Origin of the sequence: Flavivirga sp. 57AJ16, assembly GCF_028736925.1 — a bacterium.
GTDB lineage: Bacteria > Bacteroidota > Bacteroidia > Flavobacteriales > Flavobacteriaceae > Flavivirga.
Genome location: NZ_JAQZAT010000005.1, coordinates 186,057 through 210,600, shown reverse-complemented (window position 1 = coordinate 210,600; position 24,544 = coordinate 186,057). Strand labels below are relative to the sequence as shown.

Annotated in this window: 23 protein-coding genes and 1 pseudogene; 19 read left to right on the top strand and 5 right to left on the bottom strand. The window is 33.3% G+C overall.

Going from position 1 to position 24,544, the window contains the following annotated elements; translation table 11 throughout:
* The first annotated feature begins 206 nt into the window (after positions 1-206).
* On the top strand, positions 207-2,627 hold the full coding sequence (locus PQO00_RS07335; protein ID WP_274184185.1) for an outer membrane beta-barrel protein: 2,421 nt from the start codon (positions 207-209) through the stop codon (positions 2,625-2,627).
* Here PQO00_RS07335 and PQO00_RS07330 read toward each other — a convergent pair.
* From PQO00_RS07330 to PQO00_RS07315, 4 genes are all read right to left on the bottom strand, one after another.
* The gene (locus tag PQO00_RS07330; RefSeq protein ID WP_274184184.1) at positions 2,624-3,145 is read right to left on the bottom strand and encodes a hypothetical protein; all 522 of its coding nucleotides are present in this window, start codon (positions 3,143-3,145) and stop codon (positions 2,624-2,626) included. The genes PQO00_RS07335 and PQO00_RS07330 overlap by 4 nt on opposite strands.
* Positions 3,111-3,251: a hypothetical protein gene (locus PQO00_RS07325; protein ID WP_274184183.1), complete on the bottom strand. Its 141-nt coding sequence runs from the start codon at positions 3,249-3,251 to the stop codon at positions 3,111-3,113. The genes PQO00_RS07330 and PQO00_RS07325 overlap by 35 nt, the downstream gene beginning before the upstream one ends.
* Before the next feature lie 187 nt (positions 3,252-3,438).
* Positions 3,439-3,858, bottom strand: a complete 420-nt coding sequence (gene tsaE / locus PQO00_RS07320) for a tRNA (adenosine(37)-N6)-threonylcarbamoyltransferase complex ATPase subunit type 1 TsaE (protein ID WP_337992829.1) — start codon at positions 3,856-3,858, stop codon at positions 3,439-3,441.
* An 86-nt stretch (positions 3,859-3,944) separates the two neighbouring features.
* Positions 3,945-5,498, bottom strand: coding sequence for a bifunctional response regulator/alkaline phosphatase family protein (locus tag PQO00_RS07315; RefSeq protein WP_274184182.1), 1,554 nt, complete (start codon positions 5,496-5,498; stop codon positions 3,945-3,947).
* 140 nt (positions 5,499-5,638) lie between these two features.
* Between PQO00_RS07315 and PQO00_RS07310 the strand changes: the two genes are divergently transcribed.
* The 11 genes from PQO00_RS07310 to PQO00_RS07260 all read left to right on the top strand — a co-directional run bounded on the left by PQO00_RS07310 (position 5,639) and on the right by PQO00_RS07260 (position 17,741).
* Positions 5,639-6,877 (top strand): HD domain-containing protein, encoded by a 1,239-nt coding sequence (locus PQO00_RS07310; RefSeq protein WP_274184181.1) that lies wholly within the window; start codon positions 5,639-5,641, stop codon positions 6,875-6,877.
* Positions 6,878-6,992: 115 nt separating this feature from the next.
* Positions 6,993-8,015 (top strand): UDP-3-O-(3-hydroxymyristoyl)glucosamine N-acyltransferase, encoded by a 1,023-nt coding sequence (lpxD, locus tag PQO00_RS07305; RefSeq protein WP_274184180.1) that lies wholly within the window; start codon positions 6,993-6,995, stop codon positions 8,013-8,015.
* Positions 8,006-9,412 carry a bifunctional UDP-3-O-[3-hydroxymyristoyl] N-acetylglucosamine deacetylase/3-hydroxyacyl-ACP dehydratase gene (locus tag PQO00_RS07300; RefSeq protein ID WP_274184179.1) on the top strand — a complete coding sequence of 469 codons (1,407 nt, stop codon included), beginning with the start codon at positions 8,006-8,008 and terminating at the stop codon, positions 9,410-9,412. Before lpxD ends, PQO00_RS07300 begins: the two co-directional genes overlap by 10 nt.
* Positions 9,413-9,414: 2 nt before the next feature.
* A complete protein-coding gene (gene lpxA, locus PQO00_RS07295) occupies positions 9,415-10,200 on the top strand; it encodes an acyl-ACP--UDP-N-acetylglucosamine O-acyltransferase (protein ID WP_274184178.1) in 786 nt (261 codons plus the stop codon).
* 31 nt (positions 10,201-10,231) lie between these two features.
* Entirely contained in the window at positions 10,232-10,798 is a 567-nt protein-coding gene (efp, locus tag PQO00_RS07290; RefSeq protein ID WP_274184177.1) for an elongation factor P, read from the top strand.
* A gap of 85 nt (positions 10,799-10,883) precedes the next feature.
* On the top strand, positions 10,884-11,834 hold the full coding sequence (locus tag PQO00_RS07285; protein ID WP_274184176.1) for a UDP-3-O-(3-hydroxymyristoyl)glucosamine N-acyltransferase: 951 nt from the start codon (positions 10,884-10,886) through the stop codon (positions 11,832-11,834).
* Positions 11,835-11,970: 136 nt separating this feature from the next.
* Positions 11,971-12,843: a succinate--CoA ligase subunit alpha gene (gene sucD / locus PQO00_RS07280; RefSeq protein ID WP_274184175.1), complete on the top strand. Its 873-nt coding sequence runs from the start codon at positions 11,971-11,973 to the stop codon at positions 12,841-12,843.
* A 120-nt stretch (positions 12,844-12,963) separates the two neighbouring features.
* Positions 12,964-13,539 (top strand): DUF4082 domain-containing protein, encoded by a 576-nt coding sequence (locus PQO00_RS07275; protein ID WP_274184174.1) that lies wholly within the window; start codon positions 12,964-12,966, stop codon positions 13,537-13,539.
* 530 nt (positions 13,540-14,069) lie between these two features.
* Complete coding sequence (gene fabG / locus PQO00_RS07270) at positions 14,070-14,816, top strand: 3-oxoacyl-[acyl-carrier-protein] reductase (protein ID WP_274184173.1); 747 nt, start codon at positions 14,070-14,072, stop codon at positions 14,814-14,816.
* Positions 14,817-14,882: 66 nt separating this feature from the next.
* Positions 14,883-16,916 (top strand): VWA domain-containing protein, encoded by a 2,034-nt coding sequence (locus PQO00_RS07265; RefSeq protein ID WP_274184172.1) that lies wholly within the window; start codon positions 14,883-14,885, stop codon positions 16,914-16,916.
* Positions 16,917-16,928: 12 nt separating this feature from the next.
* Positions 16,929-17,741, top strand: coding sequence for a prohibitin family protein (locus tag PQO00_RS07260; RefSeq protein ID WP_274184171.1), 813 nt, complete (start codon positions 16,929-16,931; stop codon positions 17,739-17,741).
* A 259-nt stretch (positions 17,742-18,000) separates the two neighbouring features.
* Here the strand turns inward: PQO00_RS07260 and PQO00_RS07255 are convergent, their stop codons facing one another.
* A complete protein-coding gene (locus tag PQO00_RS07255) occupies positions 18,001-18,516 on the bottom strand; it encodes a thioredoxin family protein (protein ID WP_274184170.1) in 516 nt (171 codons plus the stop codon).
* A gap of 308 nt (positions 18,517-18,824) precedes the next feature.
* Here PQO00_RS07255 and hisG point away from each other — a divergent pair, with 308 nt between their 5' ends.
* The 7 genes and pseudogenes from hisG (at position 18,825) to PQO00_RS07220 (ending at position 24,514) form a co-directional block, all read left to right on the top strand.
* Positions 18,825-19,682 carry an ATP phosphoribosyltransferase gene (gene hisG / locus PQO00_RS07250; RefSeq protein ID WP_274184169.1) on the top strand — a complete coding sequence of 286 codons (858 nt, stop codon included), beginning with the start codon at positions 18,825-18,827 and terminating at the stop codon, positions 19,680-19,682.
* 63 nt (positions 19,683-19,745) lie between these two features.
* The gene (gene hisD / locus PQO00_RS07245; RefSeq protein WP_274184168.1) at positions 19,746-21,050 is read left to right on the top strand and encodes a histidinol dehydrogenase; all 1,305 of its coding nucleotides are present in this window, start codon (positions 19,746-19,748) and stop codon (positions 21,048-21,050) included.
* Between the two features lie 20 nt (positions 21,051-21,070).
* Positions 21,071-22,126 carry a histidinol-phosphate transaminase gene (gene hisC, locus PQO00_RS07240; RefSeq protein WP_274184167.1) on the top strand — a complete coding sequence of 352 codons (1,056 nt, stop codon included), beginning with the start codon at positions 21,071-21,073 and terminating at the stop codon, positions 22,124-22,126.
* Between the two features lie 123 nt (positions 22,127-22,249).
* The gene (hisB, locus tag PQO00_RS07235; RefSeq protein WP_274184166.1) at positions 22,250-23,383 is read left to right on the top strand and encodes a bifunctional histidinol-phosphatase/imidazoleglycerol-phosphate dehydratase HisB; all 1,134 of its coding nucleotides are present in this window, start codon (positions 22,250-22,252) and stop codon (positions 23,381-23,383) included.
* 65 nt (positions 23,384-23,448) lie between these two features.
* A pseudogene (locus tag PQO00_RS07230) lies at positions 23,449-23,589 on the top strand (bifunctional histidinol-phosphatase/imidazoleglycerol-phosphate dehydratase); the annotation flags it as partial.
* A 71-nt stretch (positions 23,590-23,660) separates the two neighbouring features.
* On the top strand, positions 23,661-24,254 hold the full coding sequence (hisH, locus tag PQO00_RS07225; protein WP_274184165.1) for an imidazole glycerol phosphate synthase subunit HisH: 594 nt from the start codon (positions 23,661-23,663) through the stop codon (positions 24,252-24,254).
* Between the two features lie 17 nt (positions 24,255-24,271).
* The gene (locus PQO00_RS07220; RefSeq protein ID WP_274184164.1) at positions 24,272-24,514 is read left to right on the top strand and encodes a four helix bundle protein; all 243 of its coding nucleotides are present in this window, start codon (positions 24,272-24,274) and stop codon (positions 24,512-24,514) included.
* Positions 24,515-24,544: the final 30 nt, after the last annotated feature.

Below are 24,544 nucleotides of genomic sequence, written 5' to 3'. Positions count from 1 at the left end.
TAAATAGAGTTTCACTAATAAAAAATCAAATTACAAATAAATTTTCTATTGTTAATACAAATAAAAATAATTATTTGAGTTTTTTAAAAGCCAACAAGATTAATATTTTGATTTAAATTTATGTAAGAAAATAAATATTATTTTTAAGGCCCATCTACAAAATGTTTTAAATTAATATTTATAAGTTTGCACTATCAAATACATTTATGCTTAAAAATTTATTTTATCATTTTATTCTGCTGTTTCCCCTAGTATCTTTTTCTCAAGAATATAGGCTAAATGGTTATGTTAAAGATGATGATGCTCATTCAATAGCATATGCTAATGTGTTGATTACAAGTTTAGAAAATCTAAAAATCACACACGGTACTACTACAGATGAAAAAGGGTATTTTATAATTGAAAACCTAAAAGCGGGTGATTATATATTTAAGGTTAGCTTCCTTGGCTTTAAAGCATATTCTACTAGAGTTGAACTTGACAGAAATATTCATTTTGACACGATTGTACTTGAAGAAAGTCTGGAAATGCTTGATGGGGTAATGGTGGTTGCAAAAAGACCAACAATTAATCGCATGGTGGATCGTCTGGTATTTAATGTAGAGAACTCTACATTATCAAATAATAATGTTTTGGATGTTTTAAGGCATACACCTGGGGTTTTAGTTCATGATGGTGCTATAACCATAAAACAATCAACACCCACGATATATATAAATGATAGAAAAGTGTATTTGTCTTCAAGTGAGATCCGGCAACTTTTAGAGGGCACCTCTGCTACGAATGTAAAATCGATTGAAGTCATAACAAACCCACCTGCGAAGTATGAAGCAGAAGGTGGTGCCGTACTTAACATTGTGACTGGCAAAAACATCATAGCTGGCTATCATGGAAGTGCTTTTGGAAATTATAGACAAGGCTCGGAATTTCCCAAATATTCGTTTGGAACAAGTCATTTTTTTAAAGCTAAAAAACTAAACACCTATATTAACTACACCATAAGTCCCAGAAAAGACTTTAGACATAATAATGAATCTATAAATTTTATAAATAATAACAATCAAAATACATCAAGTTGGGAAACAGATTATAAAAGAATACGGGAAACTTCTAACCAAAACATAAATGCTAATATTGATTATGATATAGACAGCCATAATAGTCTGGGTTTTTCTACAAGTATGCTCATCGTTCCTAGGAATCAGACCAAGACTTCCATTAACTCGCTAACAAAAGTTTTTAATTCAAGTAAATTATTGGATTCTACCTTTAATACTTTAAACCGCAAAGTGGATGAAACCTTTAATTTGGCTTTTACGCTTGATTATGTTCATAAATTTAAAAAGGAAGGGGAGAAGCTCTCTATAAGCACCCATCATACCAACTATGATTTTTCGAGTTTCCAAAATGTAGATACCGATTATCGTTTTCCTGATAATGCACTTATACGAAGTAATAGGTTTCAAACCTTTTCGAGCCAGGTCATAAAATTATATACAAGTCAAGTAGATTATGAGTTACCAATAAATAGTACAGCACAATTTGAAGCAGGGAGCAAGGTCTCTAATATTAATTCTAAGAATGTTTTAAATCAATTTATTTTTGAAAATGACATAAAAATAGAGGATTTACAAAATTCAGATACTTTTTTATATGATGAAACTAATTATGCAGCTTATATAAGTTATTCCAAAAATTGGGACCATTGGAGTTTTAAATCTGGAGTAAGAGGCGAATACACCGATATTAAAGGGAACTCTTTATCAGCTAATCAAAAAAGTAATAATAATTATTTAAAGTTGTTTCCCTCATTTTACTTGCTACATAGGCTAAACAAAAAAAACGAACTGTATTTTAACTATAACAGACGTATTCATCGACCTAGGTATAGCCAATTAAACCCTTTCAAATATTTCTTAAATGATAATGCCTATGTAACAGGAGATCCAAACTTAAAACCTCAAATAGATGATATATTTACGTTTGGATATACACTAAACAATACATATACTTTAGAACTTTACTATCGCAATGAAAATAACCCGACATTAGAAATCGTATTTCAGGATAATGATGCTGCTGTCTTAAAATATATTAATACCAATATTGATAGAAGCATCTCGTACGGATTAGACTTTACAACTTATACTAAGCTTACCGATCATTGGTCTCTATACGTACTATCCTCCCTTTTCTATTATGACAATCAGTTTTTTGCTTTAGAAAGTAATAATGAAATAACAACTAATGATAAATGGTCTTTGTATGGACAAATAATTAACTATTTTTCCTTTTTAAAGGATAAGAGCTTAACCGCAGATCTATCCTTTTTATATATTTCACCTTTAGCAGAAGGCCCCTCTATAATAAGCAACAGATCCGGACTGGATATTAATTTAAGAAAGACATTTTGGAATAATAGGGCATCTTTGAGCATTGGCGTTAAAGATATTTTTAACACGCAAAACTTTACGCAAACGACTAAATATTTAAATCAAGATGTATTTTTAAATTCCAGAATGGAGAATAGGTTGCTTACATTTGGGTTTAACTATAAATTTGGAAACTTTAGATTAAACACTAATAAAAAAGAAATTGATTTACAGGAAAGAGATCGATTAAATTAAAAATACTCCTTGACTTTCCCCCAAAAGTTTTTAGGCGATAATTTAAATTCTTCTTCCAATTCTTCTAGAGATTTATTTGCTTCATTTATTTTATTGAAAATACGAGCTCTAATCAAATAAATTGACGGGATCATTATGGCCATAACAGGTAATAAATAAATAATCTGATTTTCTTCAGCAAACCTCAAGTCATCGTTAAGCACTTCTATTATTTGAAAAATGTACATAGCAATAGGTACTAAAATAATATGATACCACCAATGTCTACATGTGAAAATCCAAATGAACAATAATAAAAGAGGAATAATTTTCCCAAGTAAGGTCCAAGATAAAATTTGGACATCTTCATAATAATTACTTGCATATGTACCAAAAAAAGTGTCCCAAGTCTTTTGACTAGGGACACTTTCCCATAATGTAAATAAATAAGGGGTAATAGCTATACAAGTAGCTATTACGCTCCCTATTATAAACTCTTTTTTGTTATTGACCTGGGATTTTAACTTTGGTTTTGTCAATTTTTGCTGTTTGTTGTCCATCTTGGTTAAAAGCGTCAGCAGCTTGAGCCATAAACAACATTCCTCCGAAGATTGCAATTGCAATCAAATACTTTTTAGTTTTCATTTTTAAAGGGATTTATTAATTAATATACCCAAATGTAACTAAAGACTATTTTGAAGTTTTTCTTGAAATGTTAAAAAAATGTTAAAATCAAGCTTTTTAAAAATTTACGATGTGGTTTTACCGTAAAACTTCAAAATTCGAAGCATTTTTCATGTTATTTATTTGTATAAGCTAATAATTTATGTTATTATTTTTCCAATAAATTTAATCTTAAAATTCTGTTATTGGAACCTAATTCCAAATCAATACTATCAAATTGGTCAGTAAGTATTGGCTTGATTTTTTCTGGCCATTCAATTAATTTCCAATTATCAGAGTCAATGTAATCTTCTATTCCAAAATTATACGCTTCTTCTAAATCATTGATCCGATATAAATCAAAATGGTATACTTTGTCATTATTTAATTGATACTCATTTACAATAGAAAATGTTGGGCTGCTTACTTCATCGACACTACCTAAAACTTTTACTATGGCTTTTATCAATGTTGTTTTACCAACTCCCATATCTCCATAAAATAATAATGTTTTAGTTTTTACATTTTCAATGAGCTGTTTTGCAACGTTTTCAACATCATTTAGGCTAAAATCAATTTCCAATTTCACTAAATTTTATACGCAAGTATAACCATAAAAATGCAGAAAAGCAATAAAAAATACGTATTTTATCGATGTTTTTTGCTTTTAATAGGTTATTTTGGGTTAAATACTACAAAAGGGATAATCATTTCCTCAAGAGAAACACCACCATGCTGATAGGTGTTTCTAAAGTAACTTACATAATGGTTATAATTATTTGGATATGCAAAAAACAAGTCGCTTTTTGCAAAAATGTAAGAGCTACTCATTTTTATGGATGGTAGATGAGCATCTTTTGGGTTTTTAAAGACCAGGACATCTTTATCATCATAAGTTAAGCTCCTTCCGGTTTTATAACGAAGGTTTAAGCTTGTATCTCTATCTCCAATTACTTTTGACGGGTTTTTAACATTAATGGTGCCGTGGTCTGTTGTTAAAATAAGCTTAAACCCTAATTGTTGGGCCTGTTGTATCATCTCCAAAAGAGGTGAGTTTTTAAACCAACTTAAAGCTAAAGACCGATATGCCTTATCGTTAGAAGCCAATTCTTTAACCACCTCCATCTCTGTTTTGGAATGTGATAACATATCGACAAAATTATATACAATAACTGTTAAGTCATTGCTTTTGAGCGATTTAAAATTATCAGCCAATTTCTTGCCATTTTTCAGGTTTGTTATTTTGTGATAATCATAATTAAAATGGGTTAGCCCTAATCGCTTCATTTGTGTATTTAAAAAAGCTGCTTCATGCAAATTCTTACCACCATCATCGGTATCGTTTTTCCAATACTCTGGAAACAATTTTTCCATTTCACTAGGCATTAACCCAGAAAAAATAGCATTGCGGGCATATTGAGTAGCAGTTGGTAGAATGCTAAAAAAAGCGTCTTCTTTAATTTTTTTATAATAGTTGTTAATTATAGGTTCAAAAACTTTCCATTGGTCATAACGTAAATTATCAATAACAATTAAAACCGTTGGTTGGTCTTTACTGATCTCAGGAGCAATTTTTTCTTTAAAAAGCATGTGCGACATGATGGGCGATTCTGAGTTTGGCTTAAACCAATCGGCATAATTCTTTTCTATAAACTTACCAAACTGAATATTGGCCTCATTTTTTTGAGACTCTAAAATTCCAAACATCCCGGCGTCTTCAATATCTTCAAGCTGAATTTCCCAATAGATAAGTTTCTGATATAAATTAACCCACTCTTCATAAGAATTAATCATAGATAAATCCATTGAGATTTTCCTAAATTCTTGCTGGTAGTTTGAAGTCGTTTTTTCTGAAACTAATCGGGAATGATCCAGGTTCTTCTTTAAGCTTAATAAAATTTGATTTGGATTTACAGGCTTAATAAGGTAATCTGCTATTTTATTGCCAATAGCTTCTTCCATGATATATTCTTCTTCACTTTTGGTAATCATGACAACAGGAAGGCTATCCCGCTTTTCCTTTATTTCATTTAAAGTTTCAAGGCCTGTGAGTCCGGGCATATTCTCGTCTAAGAATACGATGTCAAAATTTTTATCATCTATCGCATCAATAGCTTCACTGCCACTTTTGCATGTTGTCACTTTATAATGGCGTTTTTCCAGAAATAGTATATGGGGTTTTAGTAGATCAATTTCATCATCTACCCAAAGTATTTGTATTGTATTCATTTAAATGTATTTATTAATCATTTATCGGTAATAATTTTAATTGTCCATTAGGAGTGATAAAAAAAGTTTAAACCACTTCTATAATATTATAGACTACATATAATTATATTTGTGTCTATTAAACATTAACCTTTTCAAGTTTGAACAAACTTAAAATATTAAACGACCCAATTTACGGATTTATTACTATTCCAAATTCGCTTATTTTCGATTTAATTCAGCATAAATATTTTCAACGGCTGCGTAGAATTACCCAAATGGGTATGTCTTATTTGGTTTATCCTGGGGCGCACCACACGAGGTTTCATCATGCTATAGGCTGTGTGCATTTAATGCAACAAGCTGTCAATGTACTTCGTTTTAAAGGGGTTACGATTTCCAATGAAGAGGAAAAAGGGCTATACGTAGCTATTCTATTGCATGATATAGGCCATGGACCTTTCTCTCATGCTATGGAACATAGTATTGTAGATAATGTATCGCACGAAGACATTTCTTTACTTTTTATGGAGCGATTAAATAAAGAATTTAACGGAAGTTTAACGCTTGCTATTCAAATTTTCAAAGGTAAATACTATAGAAAGTTTATGTGCCAACTTATTTCTGGGCAATTGGACATGGATCGGGCCGATTATTTAAAAAGAGACAGTTTTTATACTGGAGTAGCAGAAGGCAATATAAATAGCGAGAGATTAATCACCATGCTTAATGTCGTTAATGACGAATTAGTAGTTGAGGAAAAAGGCATTTATAGTGTTGAGAAATTTTTAGTAGCCAGACGTCTCATGTATTGGCAAGTTTACTTGCATAAAACGGGGTTGGTAGCAGAACAATTGTTAATTCGGGTTTTAAAACGTGCTAAGGAACTGCATAACAAAGGGGTTAAGTTAGAAGCTAGTAAAGCTTTGCTGTTCTTTTTAGAGAATAAAATAGTGATCGACAATTTCGACAACGATACACTTGAGATCTTTTCCCAGTTAGATGATTATGATATTATTTCGGCTATGAAACACTGGCAACATCATGATGATTTTGTGCTTAGACATTTAAGCGAAATGATAATAAACAGAGATTTATTAAAAATAAAAATGAAGAAAAAAGCCATTAAAAAGCAAAATCTTGAAAAACATATTAAAGATTTAATTACGACACACAAGATAAGCGAAAAAGAAGCAAAATATTTTGTGTTTACAGGAGAAATCTCGAATCAAGCTTATCAATTAAAGCACCAAGGGATCAATATTTTACATAAAACAGGAAAAATTGAGGATATCGTTAAAGCTTCAGATCAGCTTAATCTCAAAGCTTTATCAAAACCAGTGACCAAATATTATATATGTTATCCTAAAAGAAACGATATAGTTAATTTTTGCAAATAAAAAAAATAAAATGCGACATGTGCCTCTAAAAACAATAAGCATCGGCACATGAAAAACTTTAGCACATTTTTCCTATTTTTGCGTCAGTCAAACAAAAAACCACAAACTTTTCAGTGTGAAATTTACAGCACAACAAATAGCAGGAATATTAGAAGGTGATATTGTTGGTGATCCAGATGTAGAAGTTTCAAAATTATCTAAAATTGAAGAAGGTGTCCAGGGCTCTCTAACTTTTCTATCCAATCCAAAATACACACAATATATATATTCTACAAGAGCGTCGGTGACCATAGTTAATAAAAGCTTTGTCCCTGAAAACGATATAGGCACAACACTAATCAAAGTTGAAGATGCCTATGCCTCCTTTACTAAATTACTTGAGTATTATAATATTGCAAAACTTAACAAAGTAGGAATTGAGGAGCCTTCGCACATATCAAAATCCACAAAGTTTGGTGATAATATTTATTTAGGAGCATTTTCATATTTAGGAGACAATACCAAAATAGGGAATAATGTTAAAATATTTCCAAATGTATATATAGGAGACAATGTTGCTATTGGAGAGGACACTATTGTTTTTTCGGGTGCCAAAATTTATTCAGATACCATTATAGGCAATTCCTGTGTTATAAACTCTGGAGTTATCATTGGGGCAGATGGTTTTGGTTTTGCGCCAAATCCAGATGGTAGTTACAAGAAAATACCTCAAATAGGAAATGTTATTTTAGAAGATAACGTTGATGTAGGAGCTGGAACTACTATAGATAGAGCAACGATGGGTTCTACCGTAATAAGGAATGGGGTGAAGTTAGATAATCAAATTCAAATTGCCCATAACGTAGAAATAGGCCAACATACAGTCATCGCAGCACAATCTGGTGTTGCCGGCTCCACTAAAATTGGCGAATATTGTCAAATTGGAGGACAAGTAGGTATTGCTGGACATATTACTATTGGTAACAACGTAAAAATTCAAGCACAATCGGGTATAGCCAGAAATGTTAAGGACAATGAAATCCTTCAAGGGTCTCCTGCACTAGCTTTGAATGATTATAACAAGTCCTATGTGCACTTTAAAAACCTGCCTAAAATTGTAAAAAATATTAATGATTTAGAAAAAAATAAATGGGAATAGTTAATACTGAAATAAAGCAAAAAACTATTAAAAATGAAATCTCTTTAACCGGTGTTGGCCTACATACAGGAAAAGATGTTACTTTAACTTTCAAACCAGCAAGTGCTAATTTCGGATTGGCATTTAAACGTGCTGATTTAGAAGGCACGCCTATTATTGAAGCTGATGCCAATTATGTTACCAATACGCAACGAGGTACCTGTTTAGAAAAAAATGGCGTAACCATTCAAACATCAGAACACGTGCTTGCTGCATTGGTTGGATTAGATGTCGATAATGTTATTATCGAGTTGGATGATTCAGAGCCGCCTATTATGGATGGTTCTTCCAAGTTTTTTGTTGATGCCATAGAAAAAGCAGGTATTGTAGAGCTTGATGCCTATAGGGAAGAGTTTGTCATTACAGATATTGTTTCTTATACAGATGAAGAAACGGGTAGTGAAATTTTAGTGATGCCTTCCAAAGAATACCAAATAACCACTATGGTAGATTTTGGTACTAAAGTTCTCGGTACCCAAAATGCTACATTAAATAAAATTTCAGATTTTAAAAAGGATATTTCAAATTCCCGCACATTTAGTTTTTTACATGAAATTGAAATGCTGCTAGAGCATGGATTAATCAAAGGAGGGGATCTAAATAACGCCATTGTTTATGTTGACAAGGCTTTATCTCCAGAAACTATGGAAAAGCTGAGAGTGGCCTTTAAAAAGGATTCCATAGCTGTAAAGCCAAATGGTATTTTAGATAATTTAACGTTGCACCACCCAAATGAAGCAGCAAGACATAAGTTGCTGGATGTTTTAGGAGATTTAGCGCTTATAGGAACAAGAATTCGTGGCAAGGTCATAGCAAATAAACCTGGTCACTTTGTGAACACACAATTTGCCAAAAAATTGGCCAAGATAATAAAAAATGAACGTCGCAACAATGTGCCAAATATAGATTTGAACCAACCACCATTAATGGATGTTAATCAAATTATGGGCATGCTCCCTCACAGACAACCATTCCTATTAATAGATAAAGTTTTTGAACTTACGGATAATCATGTTACAGCTATAAAAAATGTAACAATGAACGAGCCATTTTTTGCTGGGCACTTTCCTGGAGCCCCTGTAATGCCCGGTGTTTTAATTGTAGAAGCTATGGCACAAACAGGAGGTATTTTAGTGCTTAACACCGTTCCGGATCCAGAAAATTATCTGACCTTCTTTATGAAAATGGATAAAGTTAAGTTTAAACAAAAAGTAATGCCCGGAGATACGTTAATATTTAAATGTACGTTAATAACTCCTATTCGCCGCGGTATTTGCCACATGCAAGGTTATGCTTATGCCAATGGTAAGCTTTGTGCAGAAGCAGAATTAATGGCTCAAATCTCTAAAGTAAAATAAATATGAACCAACCACTAGCATACGTTCACCCAGGTGCCAAGATTGCTAAAAATGTCGTAATAGAACCTTTCACGACTATTAATAACAATGTAAAAATAGGAGAGGGGACCTGGATAGGTAGTAACGTAACCATTATGGAAGGTGCACGTATTGGTAAAAACTGTAATATTTTTCCAGGCTCGGTTATTTCTGCCGTTCCTCAGGATTTAAAATATAATGACGAAGATACCACTGTAGAAATTGGAGACAACGTTACCATAAGGGAATGTGTTACTATTAACAGAGGGACAGCAGATAGAATGAAAACGGTTATCGGTGATAACTGCTTAATCATGGCTTACTGCCATATTGCACACGACTGTATTGTTGGAAATAATTGTATTTTCTCTAATAATAGTACACTGGCAGGACATATAACAATAGGGGACTATGTTGTTTTGGCAGGAATGACAGCAGTTCATCAATTTGTATCCGTAGGGAGCCATGCTTTTGTTACTGGTGGGTCTTTGGTTAGAAAGGATGTACCCCCTTATGTAAAAGCAGCTCGTGAACCTTTATCATATGTTGGGATAAATTCGGTGGGACTGAGAAGACGCGGATTTACAACAGAAAAAATACGAGAGATTCAAAATATTTTCAGAATACTCTATCAAAAAAATTATAATAATACACAAGCTTCGGAAATTATCGAGGCAGAAATGGAAGCAACACCAGAACGTGATGAAATTCTTCAATTCATAAAAAATTCACATCGCGGCATCATGAAAGGGTATTTCAAATCAAATTAATTAAAATAACGACTATTATAAAAAAGAATTTATGGCAACTACAAGTGACATTAGAAACGGATTGTGCATTAGATACAATCATGATATTTATAAAATCATTGAATTTTTACATGTTAAACCAGGAAAAGGTCCTGCATTTGTAAGAACAAAGTTGAAAAGTGTTACTACAGGAAAAGTTATAGACAATACATTTTCAGCAGGTCATAAATTGGAAGATGTACGTGTTGAAACCCATAAGTTCCAGTTTTTATACAATGACGGAGACTATTATCACTTTATGAATACCGAAGATTATTCGCAAATTCAATTAGTTGAAGCAGCTTTAGATAGCCCAGATTTAATGAAAGAAGGTGAAGTTGTAACGGTTATTATTAATTCTGAGGACAATATGCCGCTCTCGGTTGAAATGCCTGCAAGTGTTATATTGGAAGTTACTGCTACCGAGCCTGGAGTAAAAGGGAATACTGCTACCAATGCAACTAAACCTGCCACTGTTGAAACAGGAGCAACTGTAAATGTACCTTTGTTTATTAATGAAGGCGACAAGATAAAAGTTGAAACTGAAAAAGGGACTTATAAAGAACGTGTTAAGGAATAATAAACCAGTCCGCAGTTGTCAGTATTCAGTAAGCAGCACTTACTCATATACTGAAGACTGTATGCTGTATACTGAATACTGAGTTATGAAATTTCCACAACCACACACTTTAAAAGATATTGCTCAATTAATTGATTGTACGTTTATTGGTGATGATCATTTTCCTGTTCTCGGAATGAATGAAATTCATGTCGTAGAGCCTGGCGATATTGTTTTTGTCGATCATCCTAAATATTATGACAAAGCACTCAGTTCTGCAGCGACCATTATACTTATTAATAAAGAAGTAGCCTGCCCTTCTGGGAAAGCATTATTAATTAGTGATGATCCTTTTAGGGACTTCAATAAGCTAACAAATCATTTCAAGCCATTTAAGCCTGCTAATAGCCAAATAGCAAGCACTGCAGTTATAGGCAGTAATACAGTGGTACAACCTAATAGTTTTATTGGTCATAATGTCGTTATCGGTGACCATTGTGTTATTCATTCCAATGTAAGTATTTATGATGATATTGTTATAGGGAACCATGTGACCATTCACGCTGGATCCGTATTGGGAAGTAATGCCTTTTATTATAAGAATAGACCTGAAGGCTATGATCGCTTAAAGTCCAGTGGCCGTGTTGTTTTAGAAGATCATGTAGACATCGGAGCGGGATGCACTATAGATAGGGGCGTTACAGGAGATACCACAATTAAAGCAGGTACAAAAATTGATAATTTAGTACAAGTAGGGCATGATACTGTTATAGGCAAGAAATGTTTAATTGCCTCCCAAGTAGGGATTGCAGGTTGTGTTGTTATTGAAGATGAAGTTACTATATGGGGGCAAGTTGGAATTGCTAGTGCTATTACCATTGGAAAAAAAGCCGTTATATCGGCAAAATCAGGTGTTAGTAAATCTTTAGAAGGCGGCAAAAGTTATTTCGGAATTCCAGCAGATGATTCTCGCTCAAAATATAAAGAAATGGTATCCTTAAAAAAGATTCCTGAAATACTTGAAAAACTAAAGGAACAAAATATTAAGCAGCATTAGCTTTTATTAAGATTTTGCAGACAATTATAAAAGTTCTAATCGCTTTTAAAATAAAAAGTACATTTTTACTTTAGAATTTTAATACAAAAAATTACATTTGCTCAATTAAATTAATAAAAAAGACAAATAATCACCTATGAGTGTTTTAGTAAATAAAGATTCAAAAATTATAGTTCAAGGATTTACAGGTAGTGAAGGAACATTCCACGCTAGTCAAATGATTGAGTACGGAACCAATGTGGTTGGAGGTGTTACACCAGGAAAAGGTGGGCAAACACATTTAGATAAGCCCGTTTTTAATACCGTTTTAGATGCTGTTAATAAAGTTGGAGCAGATACTACCATAATTTTTGTTCCACCCGCTTTTGCTGCAGATGCTATTATGGAGGCTGCAGATGCCGGGATAAAAGTCATTATTACAATAACAGAAGGTATTCCCGTTGCAGATATGATTACTGCATCTAACTATATAAAAGATAAAGATTGCCGCTTAATTGGCCCTAACTGTCCAGGAGTTATTACTCCAGAAGAAGCTAAAGTTGGGATTATGCCCGGTTTTGTTTTCAAAAAAGGTAAAGTAGGTATTGTTTCCAAATCTGGAACACTTACGTATGAAGCGGCCGATCAAGTGGTAAAGCAAGGATTGGGAATTACTACGGCCATTGGTATTGGTGGCGATCCAATTATTGGGACAACCACTAAAGAAGCTGTTGAATTATTGATTAATGATCCAGAAACAGAAGCTGTTGTTATGATCGGGGAAATAGGTGGCCAATTAGAAGCAGACGCTGCAAACTGGTATAAAGATAGTGGAAGTAAAAAACCAATTGTAGGTTTTATAGCTGGAGAAACAGCTCCTGCAGGACGTACTATGGGACATGCTGGTGCTATTGTAGGAGGCAGTGATGACACAGCCCAGGCCAAAAAGAAAATTATGAGAGCTTGTGGTATTCATGTGGTCGATTCTCCTGCAGAAATAGGAAAGAAAGTAGCTGAAGTATTAGGGTAAACCTCTAACAGTTCTTTAAAATATTAATCCGTTAACTTTTATTGGTTAACGGATTTTTTTTGTGCCATAGGGTAACAAAAATAAGGTCTTGTTTATATACTAGTATAAAAACTAGAAATCATGAAAGCACAAAAATTAATTTGGGGAATAATATTAATGGGGATATTATTTAATAGTTGTTCAAAAAATGATGATGACATGGAAATTATAGAAGCTGCACCACAATACCCCATGAAGTCATTGATAGAAAGTGGGCATATGCAGGTGAACTACCAAAAAGTTGATGGGCCTAACACCTTCGAGATTGGCTATAAATTTAAATCATTTAAAGATGGTAAGATCACGGCATTAGGGATTAGAGTGCCAAATAATGATATATATCGAGTAACGTTATGGAATGTAGAGACAGAAACCGTTTTGGCAACTGCTATGGTCACTTCAAGTTCGGGACTTTTATCTTTTGAAGATATAGAACCTATAACTGTAGATTCTGGAACAGCATACTTCGTTTCGGTTAATACTAACGATTATTACCAGTTTACCAATGGTGTAAGTGACTTATTTCCTGTAGAAATGGGAGATCTATTAATTTCTGGTTACGGCTCCAACTTTGGTACCAGTCAAACCTTGCCTGCAACGTTTTCCAAAATATCATATCTTGGAATGGTTGATATTAAATTTGTTGCAAATAATTAGAATTAATCCATTATAAATTTCTTAAAAACCTCATAAAATCTTGTGAGGTTTTTTTATTTGGTGCAACTTGTATTTGTTATATTTGAATTGAAAATAATTAACAATTTTACTTACGAATCGTATAAGGTAAAATTTGTGCATTCATAACATTAATAAATATATACACATGAAACATCCATAACTAAAAGTTCAATATTCAAGGACAATGATTATATGGATGCTACATGTGACAAATAAAAAACAATAAATATATACACATGAAACATCCATAACTAAAAGTTCAATATTCAAGGACAATGATTATATGGATGCTACATGTGACAAATAAAAAACAATAAATATATACACATGAAACATCCATAACTAAAAGTTCAATATTCAAGGACAATGATTATATGGATGCTACATGTGACAAATAAAAAACAATAAATATATACACATGAAACATCCATAACTAAAAGTTCAATATTCAAGGACAATGATTATATGGATGCTACATGTGACAAATAAAAAACAATAAATATATACACATGAAACTGTTAGAAGGAAAAACAGCCATAGTTACTGGAGCAAGTCGTGGAATTGGTAAGGGTATTGCAAAAGTATTTGCAGAACAAGGCGCCAATGTGGCATTTACATACAGTGCTTCTGTAGAAGCTGCAAACGCATTAGAAGCAGAGTTGAATGCACTGGGCGTAAAAGCAAAAGGATATCAAAGTAATGCCGCTAGTTTTGACGACGCTCAAAAATTGGCAGATGAAGTTGTTTCCGAATTTGGAAGCATCGATATTTTGGTGAACAATGCAGGTATAACAAAGGATAATTTATTAATGCGTATTAGCGAAGAAGACTTTGATACGGTTATAGAAGTAAACCTAAAGTCGGTTTTTAATATGACAAAAGCTGTGCAGCGCACCATGCTAAAACAGCGTAAAGGCTCTATTATAAATATGAGTTCGGTGGTTGGTGTTAAAGGAAATGCCGGACAAACTAATTATGCAGCCTCAAAAGCTGGGATTATTGGGTTTTCAAAATCAGTAGCCTTAGAATTAGGTTCCAGAAATATAAGAAGCAACGTCGTTGCACCTGGTTTTATAGAAACAGAAATGACAGCAAAACTTGACGAGGAAACTGTGAAAGGATGGCGTGCCGCAATTCCTTTAAAACGTGGTGGTACCCCAGAAGATATTGCGAATGTTTGCGTGTTTTTAGCTAGTGATATGAGTGCTTATGTCACCGGGCAAACACTTCATGTTGATGGCGGTATGCTGACTTAATTTTAGATTTACGAATCACGATTTTTGAATTCAAGAATCGGCAATCAAAAAAATCGGCCATCTAAAATGCAAACAGAAACGATTATTTATATCATACTTGCTGGAATTACAGCCCTGTTTTTAGCGCTTTTTCAGTATTATACTAAAAAGAAAAGCATGTCCAGATTGAGCATGCTTTTTTCTTTTTTAAGGTTTCTCAGCATTTTTTCTATGCTCTTATTACTTATAAATCCGAAGTTTGAACAAGTTAAACTTTCCGTAGAAAAACCAAATTTGGTCGTAGCTATAGATAACTCAAGTTCTATAAAGCATCTCAATCAAGATAAGCAAGTTCTTAATTTAGTTGAAAGACTGTCTAATGATGATCATTTAAATGATAAATTCAATATAGACCTCTATACATTTGGCGCATCGTTTAAAGCATCGGATTCCATTACTTTTTCAGGGAATCAGACAAATATTAACCATGCTTTTAAGCAATTATCCCAAATATATAGACAAACAACAGCACCTACCTTATTGATTTCAGACGGTAACCAAACCTATGGTGATGATTATCAGTTCGCCACATCGACATACAAACAAAACATTTATCCAGTTATATTAGGAGATACGGTAACATACACCGATTTAAAAATTCAGCAACTCAATGTAAACAAGTATGCCTATTTGAAAAACAGATTTCCTGTAGAAACCATTTTAGTTTATAATGGAAATAGCACCATAAATTCCCGTTTTCTAGTAACAAGGGGGCATACAACCGTCTATTCTGAATCGATTCGCTTATCAAAAGAAAACAACTCGAAGGTTCTTAACTTTACATTACCGGCAAATGGTGTTGGTGTAAGTAGTTATAAAGCAACGATTGTTCCTATCGATAATGAAAAAAACAAGATTAATAATTCTAAAAACTTTGCGGTAGAAGTCATCGATCAGAAAACAAAAATTGCTATAGTTAGTGATTTTTTACACCCAGATTTAGGAGCCCTAAAAAAGAGTATTGAAAGTAATGAACAGCGCTCTGTTGAATTTTTTAATTCAAAAGATATAATAAATAAAATAAATGATTTTCAATTAGTTATAATAAATCAACCAAACTATAAGTTTAAAGAATTATTTAAGGTTTTAGAAAAAGAAAACAAGAATTGTTTTACCATTATAGGAACTAAAACCGATTTAAATTTCTTAAATAACAACAAGCTTGATTTTTTAAGTGAAATCACAAACCAGACCGAAACGTATCAAGCAGAATTAAACACCGGTTATGCACCATTTATAGTTGATAATATCGACTTTGAATCATTCCCGCCTCTAAATTCAAATTATGGATCAGTCTCTTTTACTACGCCATTCGAATCCATTTTAAACAAGCGCATTAATGGTATCTCAACAAATGAGCCTTTATTGGTGACTTTTGAGACTAATGGTAGGAGAGAAGGGGCGTTATTTGGGGAAAACATTTGGCAATGGAGAGCACAAAGCTATACGAATAACAAATCATTTAATCCATTTGATGATTTTATAGGAAAGCTTGTTCAGTATTTAGCCTCAAGTAAAAGAAAAGATCGATTAAATGTTGATTATGAGTCTTTCTACAACGCCAGTAGTCATATTATAATCAAAGCCGAGTTTTTTGACAAAAATTATGTTTTTGATTCGCGTGAAACACTCAATATCTCTGTAACAGATAATATTTCAGAAGAAAATAAAACATTCCCGCTTATTCTTAAAAACAATAATTTTCAAGTAGATTTGAGTAGTTTACCCCCTTCAGAATATAGTTTTACCGTAAAGGCAACCCATGCTAATGTCGCCAAATCAGGGAGCTTTCAGATTTTAGAGTATCATGTTGAGCAGCAATTTTTAAATGCCAATGTAACAAAGCTGCAACAATTAGCTACTAACAGTAAAGGCAAAAGTTATTTTATTGACAATACAAAGGATTTAGTAAACGACTTATTAAACGATAATCGTTATGCATCTATCCAAAAAAGCAATAAAAATATTATACCTTTGATAGATTGGAAATATCTACTTATCATAATCGCCTTAAGCTTAGGTCTGGAATGGTTTATTAGAAAATATAACGGATTAATTTAAATTAAAATAATAATGGAAAAATTACCAAAAATTGCACTACCAGTAATTATTGCTGCAATCATACTTGTTATAGTATTAGCGAAATCTGCTGTAACAATAGATTCTGGTGAAGCAGGCGTATTGTTTAAAACCTTTGGAGAAGGGGTTGTTATCGATGAACCACCAATGGGAGAAGGGTTCCATGTAGTAGCACCTTGGAATAAAGTATTTGTTTATGAAGTACGCCAACAAGAACTTTTTGAAAAAATGAAAGTACTATCTTCAAATGGACTAGAGATCCAAATTGATGCTTCAGCTTGGTATGAGCCAGTATATAAAGACTTGGGGAATTTACACCAATCTCTTGGACAAAACTATTTACAACGTGTTATACAGCCCGCTATTCGCAGTGCAGCTCGTAGTGTTGTAGGTCGTTATACGCCAGAACAATTATATTCCAGTAAGCGTGATGCCATTCAAGATGAAATTTTTATCGAAACCAAAAAGATTCTCGATAAACAATATGTACAATTAAACGAGGTCTTGGTAAGGGATGTTACCTTGCCAAACACTATAAAAGAAGCTATTGAACGCAAACTAAGGCAAGAACAAGAATCTTTAGAATACGAATTTAGACTGGTAACTGCTGCAAAAGAAGCAGAAAAAGTAATTATTGAAGCACAGGGTAAAGCAGATGCTAACCGTATTTTAAGTGCTTCTTTAACAGATAAAATTCTTCAAGATAAAGGCATAGAAGCAACTATTAAGCTATCAGAATCACCAAATAGTAAAGTTGTTGTTATTGGTTCTGGAGATAGTGGCATGCCTATTATTTTAGGAAACTAATAAATAATAGTAATAAGTTTCTAAAAGAAGTGTCATTCAGAATATTACCGAGAAACAAAATATATTTTGTTTAGAAGGTAGCAGCGAAGCTGTGAAGAATCTCTTTATACTATAATGTTTTGATTTGTACAAACTAAAGATTCTTCGCTATAGCCTGTACTGAGCGTAGTCGAAGTACTCTGAATGACAAAATATAATGCTTTTTAGCCTGCCTTCTTAGATGTCTCAAGTTTGGGATTCAGCAATTTTTCAAGCGCTTTTATTTAAGTGTAAATTTTTTAGAAATCACAGCCAATTCTTTATCGTTTAAATTTGTAGTATTCTTTAATATCCTAACAAATTCAGCAACTTCTTTTTTACTGGCAGGGCAGCCTATATTTTGCTTATCGGAATCAAAAGAATCTTCCATAAGCTTGCCATCGCTATTAAAAATTAAAAAAAACGGAATCCCGGTCTGTTTGCCACCTGTGTATTGCTTAAACATATCCTCTGCACCAGGATTTTCTAAATGATTTTTTGCATCTGGTTCCATAATCACTAAATGTTCGGTCACGAAACTCTTGTCGAATAAATCTTTACAAACAAGGTCATTCATATTAGCATCCATTTTTTTACACCAACCACACCAAGAAGCATGAAAAATAATAAGCACATTTTTATTTTCTTTTTTAGCTTTTTCTTGAGCTTTTTCCATAATCACCATAGCACTTTTCTGAGCAAAAACAGCACTTTGAAATGAAAAAAGAATAATAAAACAATAGACTGGATATTTCATAATTTATTAATATTTAAGCTTATTCTTTAAAAATAGATAAATTTTAAAAGCAAAAAAACAGGTTTTATTTAATTTTATTAAATCTTTAACTATAATTTGGAATTATAAATATAAATTACAGATATTTGCATAAATAAATCAAGACATGAACTTTATTCAATTTCATCATCATTTTCATATTTGCTCTCAAGCGAACTGAAAATGTATTGAATAAAAGCAACATATTTTTAAACCCGTTTGAGACAATCAAACGGGTTTTTTTGATTTTTAACTCCAAATGATTGTTTCAAACTCATAAAAAAAACAAAATGAGTAAACTAAGAATTGCAGTACAAAAGTCGGGGCGTTTAAACGAAGACTCGATGAAAATTTTAAAAGACATCGGTATTTCTATCGATAATGGAAAGGATCAATTAAAAGCAGCAGCCAGAAATTTTCCAGTAGAGGTATTTTACTTAAGAAATGGGGACATCCCGCAATACCTTAAAGATGGCGTAGTAGACGCAGCGATTATAGGTGAAAATGTTCTGATCGAAAAAGGTAATGACATTAGCGTAGCCGAAAAATTGGGCTTTTCTACCTGTAGGGTTTGTATCGCTGTACCAAAATCGGTTGATTACAAAGGCATTCAGGACTTAGAAGGAAAACGTATTGCGACATCCTATCCAAATACCGTTAAAAGTTATTTGAAAAAGAATCATATTTCTGCGAACCTTCACATTATTAATGGTTCTGTGGAAATAGCGCCAAACATAGGCTTAGCAGATGCCATTTGTGATATCGTTTCTAGCGGAAGTACCTTGTTTAAAAATAACTTAAAAGAAGTAGAAACCATTCTTAAATCCGAAGCTGTGTTAGCTGTTTCTCCGCTTCTTAGTGCAGATAAACAGGCCATTCTTGATAAAATTCAGTTTAGAATTCAATCCGTATTAAAAGGACGTCAATCAAAGTATATTTTATTGAATGCCCCTAACGAGAAAATCCAGGCCATTATTAATGTATTACCGGGCATGAAAAGCCCAACGGTTTTACCTTTAGCACAAGAAGGCTGGAGTTCTGTTCACTCTGTTATAAGCAAAAATGAGTTTTGGGATGTTATTGATGAATTAAAAGCTAATGGTGCACAAGGCATTTTGGTCTGTCCTATTGAAAAAATGGTGCTTTAATACTGAACTCTTGTACTGAGCGGAATCGAAGTACGTTTCAGTATCCTTTAAAATGATACGAATATGCAAATCATAGATAATCCAAATAAAGAAAGTTGGTCGCAGGTTTTAAAACGACCAACGCAAACCATTGATGACATGGAAAGTACGGTAAGCACCATTTTTAATGATGTTGTTAAAAATGGTGATACCGCTATAAATAAATACACAGCACGTTTTGATGGGATCGATTTACAATCCCATATCGTTACAGAAGCAGCTGTTCAAAAGGCTCTAGAAAGTGTTCCGGAAAAACTTCAAAACGCTATTAAAAAAGCCAAGCAAAACATTGAAGCATTTCATTTGGCACAAAGAACATCTAAAGTAGACATTGAAACTACAAACGGGGTACAGTGCTGGCAAGAAAAGCGACCCATTGAAAAAATAGGACTCTACATCCCTGGTGGTACTGCACCTTTGTTTTCGACCGTTTTAATGTTAGCCATTCCAGCACAGATTGCAGGTTGTAAAGAGATTGTATTATGCTCACCTCCTAATAAAGCAGGAGAACTAGCGCCAGAAATTCTTTTTGCAGCACAACTTTGTGGCGTTACAAAAATCATTAAAGTTGGTGGCATTCAAGCTATAGCTGGTCTAACGTTTGGAACGGAGACCATCCCGCAAGTTTATAAAATTTTCGGACCGGGAAACCAATTTGTAACCGTGGCAAAACAACTTGCTACAAAATTTGGGGTAGCCATTGATATGCCAGCAGGACCAAGTGAATTATTGGTCGTTGCCGATGATGGCGCCAACGCATCTTATATTGCTTCAGATTTATTAAGTCAAGCAGAGCACGGTGCCGATAGCCAGGTTATTTTAGTATCGACATCTAAAAAATTAATCAACTTGGTTTCTGAAGAGATTGAAAGGCAAATTAAAGCATTACCAAGACAGGCTATTGCTAAAAAAGCTATTGCTAACTCTAAGCTAATCTATATGGAAAATGATGGGTCTGCACTTGATTTGATTAATGAATATGGTCCAGAACATTTTATTATCTGTACTAAAAATGAAGAATTCTATATAAATGGCATAGCAAACGCAGGTTCTGTTTTTATAGGGGATTATACGCCCGAAAGTGCAGGAGATTATGCTTCAGGAACAAATCATACCTTACCTACCAATGGATTTTCAAAAGCCTATTCTGGAGTAAACTTAGATAGTTTTTTAAAAAGCATGACCTTCCAAAAAATATCAAAAGAAGGTTTGTTGAATATAGGAGAAACCATAGAATTAATGGCAGAAGCAGAGGGTTTACAAGCGCACAAAAATGCTGTATCCATTAGGTTAAAAGATATCATTCCTGCGAAAGCAGGAATCTCATAAATTTAGCCCTAAAAATGAAAATGAAAACAAATTTCAACATAGACAGCCTAGTAAGGCCAACCATAAAAACATTAAAGCCTTATTCATCCGCAAGAGATGAGTTTAAAGGCACTAACGGTGCTATGGTGTTTTTGGACGCCAATGAAAACCCGTTCGACAATGGGGTGAACCGTTATCCAGACCCTCAACAAGGAGGCGTAAAAGCGATACTTTCCGAAATCAAAAATGTGAGTTCGAAAAACATGCTTTTGGGCAATGGAAGTGATGAAGTATTGGATCTTATCTTTAGGGTCTTTTGCGAGCCAAACAACGACAATATCATCATATTACCTCCAACGTATGGTATGTATAGTGTTTTGGCTAATATTAACGCTATAGGCATCAAAGAAGTGCAATTATCAAACAGTTTTCAACCACAAGTTGAAGCTATATTAAATGCAGTAGATCATAACAGTAAAATCCTTTTCCTATGTTCGCCAAATAATCCGACGGGCAACAGTTTTTCAAGTCGATCCATTGAAGAATTATTAAATAAATTTAAAGGCATTGTTGTCATTGATGAAGCCTATATTGATTTTTCAACAGAAAGAAGTTGGATAGATCGCTTAGAAGAATTCCCTAATTTAATAGTCACTCAAACCCTATCTAAAGCGTATGGCATGGCAGGGATTAGACTAGGCGTCTGTTATGCATCAACCGAGATTATTTCATTATTAAACAGCATAAAGCCACCGTATAATGTTAATGAGCTAACGCAACTAAAAGCTATTCAACAATTGAGCATAAAGAATTTAGCAGCAAGTCAAATCGATACTATTTTAAAAGAACGTGCCCTTTTAATTTCAAAGCTGGATACTATTGGTTTTATTTCAAAAATTTACCCGTCTGATGCCAACTTTGTTTTAGTGAAAGTAGATGATGCAACAAAACGTTACGATCAACTTATAGATCAAGGTATTGTTATAAGAAACAGAACCACACAACCAGGTTGTGAAAATTGTTTAAGATTGACTGTTGGGACAAAAGAGGAGAATGAGATATTGATAAAGGAACTTTTATCCATATCGAAATCCTGAACTAGTTTCAGGAGCTTTTAAATAGAATAGAAAGTAGATTGTCTTTCCTGCGAAGGCAGGAATCCACTATAGAAAATTTAAGTTTAAATTAAAAAGATTCCTGCCTTCGCAGGAATAAAAAACATGAAAAAAGTACTATTTATAGATCGCGACGGAACCATTATCAAAGAGCCTGCAGATGAGCAAATCGATTCGCTTGAAAAATTAGAGTTTTACCCTAAAGTGTTTCAATATCTAGGTAAAATAGCTAAAGAACTGGATTATGAAATTGTGATGGTCACTAATCAAGATGGCTTGGGAACAGAAGCATTTCCAGAAAGTGATTTTTGGCCTATCCATAATTTTATTATTAAATGTTTTGAAGATCAAGGCATTGTTTTTAAAGAACAATTTATCGACAGAACTTTTGCAAAGGACAATGCGCCAACAAGAAAACCGAATACGGGCCTACTAACAAAATATTTTTCTGATAATTACGACTTAGAAAATTCATTTGTAATAGGGGATAGGCTTACAGACATTGAGTTAGCAAAAAACTTAGGGGCCAAAGGTATTTTTATAAACGATGAGACCCATTTGGGAACCGATGAAATCACTGTAAAAAGAGAACTCTTGGATGCATATATTGCCTTAGAGAGCAATGATTGGGAAGCGATCTATACCTTTTTAAAAACAAATGCCCGTACAGGGGAAATTATTAGAAACACTAATGAGACAAAGATTGCCATAAAAGTGAACCTAGATGGCACAGGAAAAAGCAATATCGATACTGGTCTTGCTTTTTTTGACCATATGTTAGATCAAATTGCCCGCCACGGACAATTGGATTTAAATATAAAAGTAGAAGGCGATTTAGAAGTCGATGAACACCATACTATTGAGGATACAGCTATTGCCCTAGGAGAATTGTTTAATACGGCTTTGGGCAATAAATTAGGAATAGAACGCTATGGGTTTTGCTTGCCTATGGACGATTGCTATGCACAAGCTGCTATTGATTTTGGCGGAAGAAATTGGCTTGTTTGGGAAGCTGACTTTAAACGGGAGATGATTGGAAAAATGCCAACCGAAATGTTTTATCATTTCTTTAAATCGTTTACAGACGGTGCTAAATGTAATTTAAACATTAAAGCAGAAGGACAAAACGAGCATCATAAAATCGAGGCTATTTTTAAAGCATTTGCAAAAGCTATAAAGATGGCTATAAAGCGAGATGTTGAGAAAATGATCTTGCCAAGCACAAAAGGAATGTTATGAAATTTAGGAATTCAGGGTTACGATTTACAAATTCACAGATCGTAATTCGTAAATCATAATTCAAAAATCTAAACATTAAAGCAGAAGGACAAAACGAACATCATAAAATCGAGGCTATTTTTAAAGCATTTGCAAAAGCTATAAAGATGGCTGTAAAGCGAGATGTTGAGAAAATGATCTTGCCAAGTACAAAAGGAATATTATGAAATTTAGGAATTCAGGGTTACGATTTACAAATTCACAAATCGTAATTCGTAAATCATAATTCAAAAATCAAATGAAGTTAGTAATTATAAATTACGGCGCTGGGAACATTAAAAGTATTCAATTTGCTTTTAAACGACTAGGAATTGATGCTGTTCTATCAAATAATCCAGAAGAAATTATAGCGGCAGACAAAATTATTTTCCCAGGGGTGGGAGAAGCAAGTACGGCCATGACCATGCTAAAAAGTAGCGGATTGGATAAGCTCATCCCCACTTTAAAACAACCCGTATTAGGGATCTGTTTGGGGATGCAATTACTATGCGAATCCACCGAAGAGGGAAACACCAAAGGGCTTGGTATATTTAAAACAAAGGTAAAGCGTTTTGCCAACGATGTAAAAGTACCACAAATGGGATGGAATGTTATAAAAGACTTAAAATCCGATTTATTTTCTGGAATTAAAGAAAGTGAATATATGTATTTGGTACATAGCTACTATGCCGAACACTGTGATGAAACCATAGCAAAAACAGATTATGGTATTAATTATGCCTCGGCATTACAACACAATAATTTTTATGGTGTGCAATTTCACCCAGAAAAGAGTAGTTTAGCAGGCGCTAAGATATTAGAGAACTTTTTAAAGTTAGAAGTGAAAAATTAAATATTAAAAGTTGTAGTATGAAAAATGAATTATTGAATAGAACAAAAAAGTTTGCATTAGATTGCTGGCATTTTTGTTTTAAAATACCTAAATCTACAGCAGATTTTATAAACAAATTAAAAATAGTAGAGGAAGAAGCAGATGAAAGTGTTTATTGGTTAGAAATATTTGAAGAAATACTCTCAGATCAATCAGAAGAAATAATAAAATTGAAACAAGAAGGAAAAGAATTGTTAGCTATTACAGTTGCAATCAATTAATACAGCAAAGCGCAATAGGAAATAACTTTT

Coding starts and splice junctions, on each gene's coding strand:
- PQO00_RS07335 (WP_274184185.1), top strand. CDS start 207: ATGCTTAAAAATTTATTTTATCATTTTATTCTGCTGTTTCCCCTAGTA.
- PQO00_RS07325 (WP_274184183.1), bottom strand. CDS start 3,251: ATGAAAACTAAAAAGTATTTGATTGCAATTGCAATCTTCGGAGGAATG.
- PQO00_RS07315 (WP_274184182.1), bottom strand. CDS start 5,498: ATGAATACAATACAAATACTTTGGGTAGATGATGAAATTGATCTACTA.
- PQO00_RS07300 (WP_274184179.1), top strand. CDS start 8,006: ATGGGAATAGTTAATACTGAAATAAAGCAAAAAACTATTAAAAATGAA.
- lpxA (WP_274184178.1), top strand. CDS start 9,415: ATGAACCAACCACTAGCATACGTTCACCCAGGTGCCAAGATTGCTAAA.
- efp (WP_274184177.1), top strand. CDS start 10,232: ATGGCAACTACAAGTGACATTAGAAACGGATTGTGCATTAGATACAAT.
- PQO00_RS07285 (WP_274184176.1), top strand. CDS start 10,884: ATGAAATTTCCACAACCACACACTTTAAAAGATATTGCTCAATTAATT.
- sucD (WP_274184175.1), top strand. CDS start 11,971: ATGAGTGTTTTAGTAAATAAAGATTCAAAAATTATAGTTCAAGGATTT.
- PQO00_RS07275 (WP_274184174.1), top strand. CDS start 12,964: ATGAAAGCACAAAAATTAATTTGGGGAATAATATTAATGGGGATATTA.
- fabG (WP_274184173.1), top strand. CDS start 14,070: ATGAAACTGTTAGAAGGAAAAACAGCCATAGTTACTGGAGCAAGTCGT.
- PQO00_RS07265 (WP_274184172.1), top strand. CDS start 14,883: ATGCAAACAGAAACGATTATTTATATCATACTTGCTGGAATTACAGCC.
- PQO00_RS07260 (WP_274184171.1), top strand. CDS start 16,929: ATGGAAAAATTACCAAAAATTGCACTACCAGTAATTATTGCTGCAATC.
- PQO00_RS07255 (WP_274184170.1), bottom strand. CDS start 18,516: ATGAAATATCCAGTCTATTGTTTTATTATTCTTTTTTCATTTCAAAGT.
- hisG (WP_274184169.1), top strand. CDS start 18,825: ATGAGTAAACTAAGAATTGCAGTACAAAAGTCGGGGCGTTTAAACGAA.
- hisD (WP_274184168.1), top strand. CDS start 19,746: ATGCAAATCATAGATAATCCAAATAAAGAAAGTTGGTCGCAGGTTTTA.
- hisC (WP_274184167.1), top strand. CDS start 21,071: ATGAAAACAAATTTCAACATAGACAGCCTAGTAAGGCCAACCATAAAA.
- hisB (WP_274184166.1), top strand. CDS start 22,250: ATGAAAAAAGTACTATTTATAGATCGCGACGGAACCATTATCAAAGAG.
- hisH (WP_274184165.1), top strand. CDS start 23,661: ATGAAGTTAGTAATTATAAATTACGGCGCTGGGAACATTAAAAGTATT.
- PQO00_RS07220 (WP_274184164.1), top strand. CDS start 24,272: ATGAAAAATGAATTATTGAATAGAACAAAAAAGTTTGCATTAGATTGC.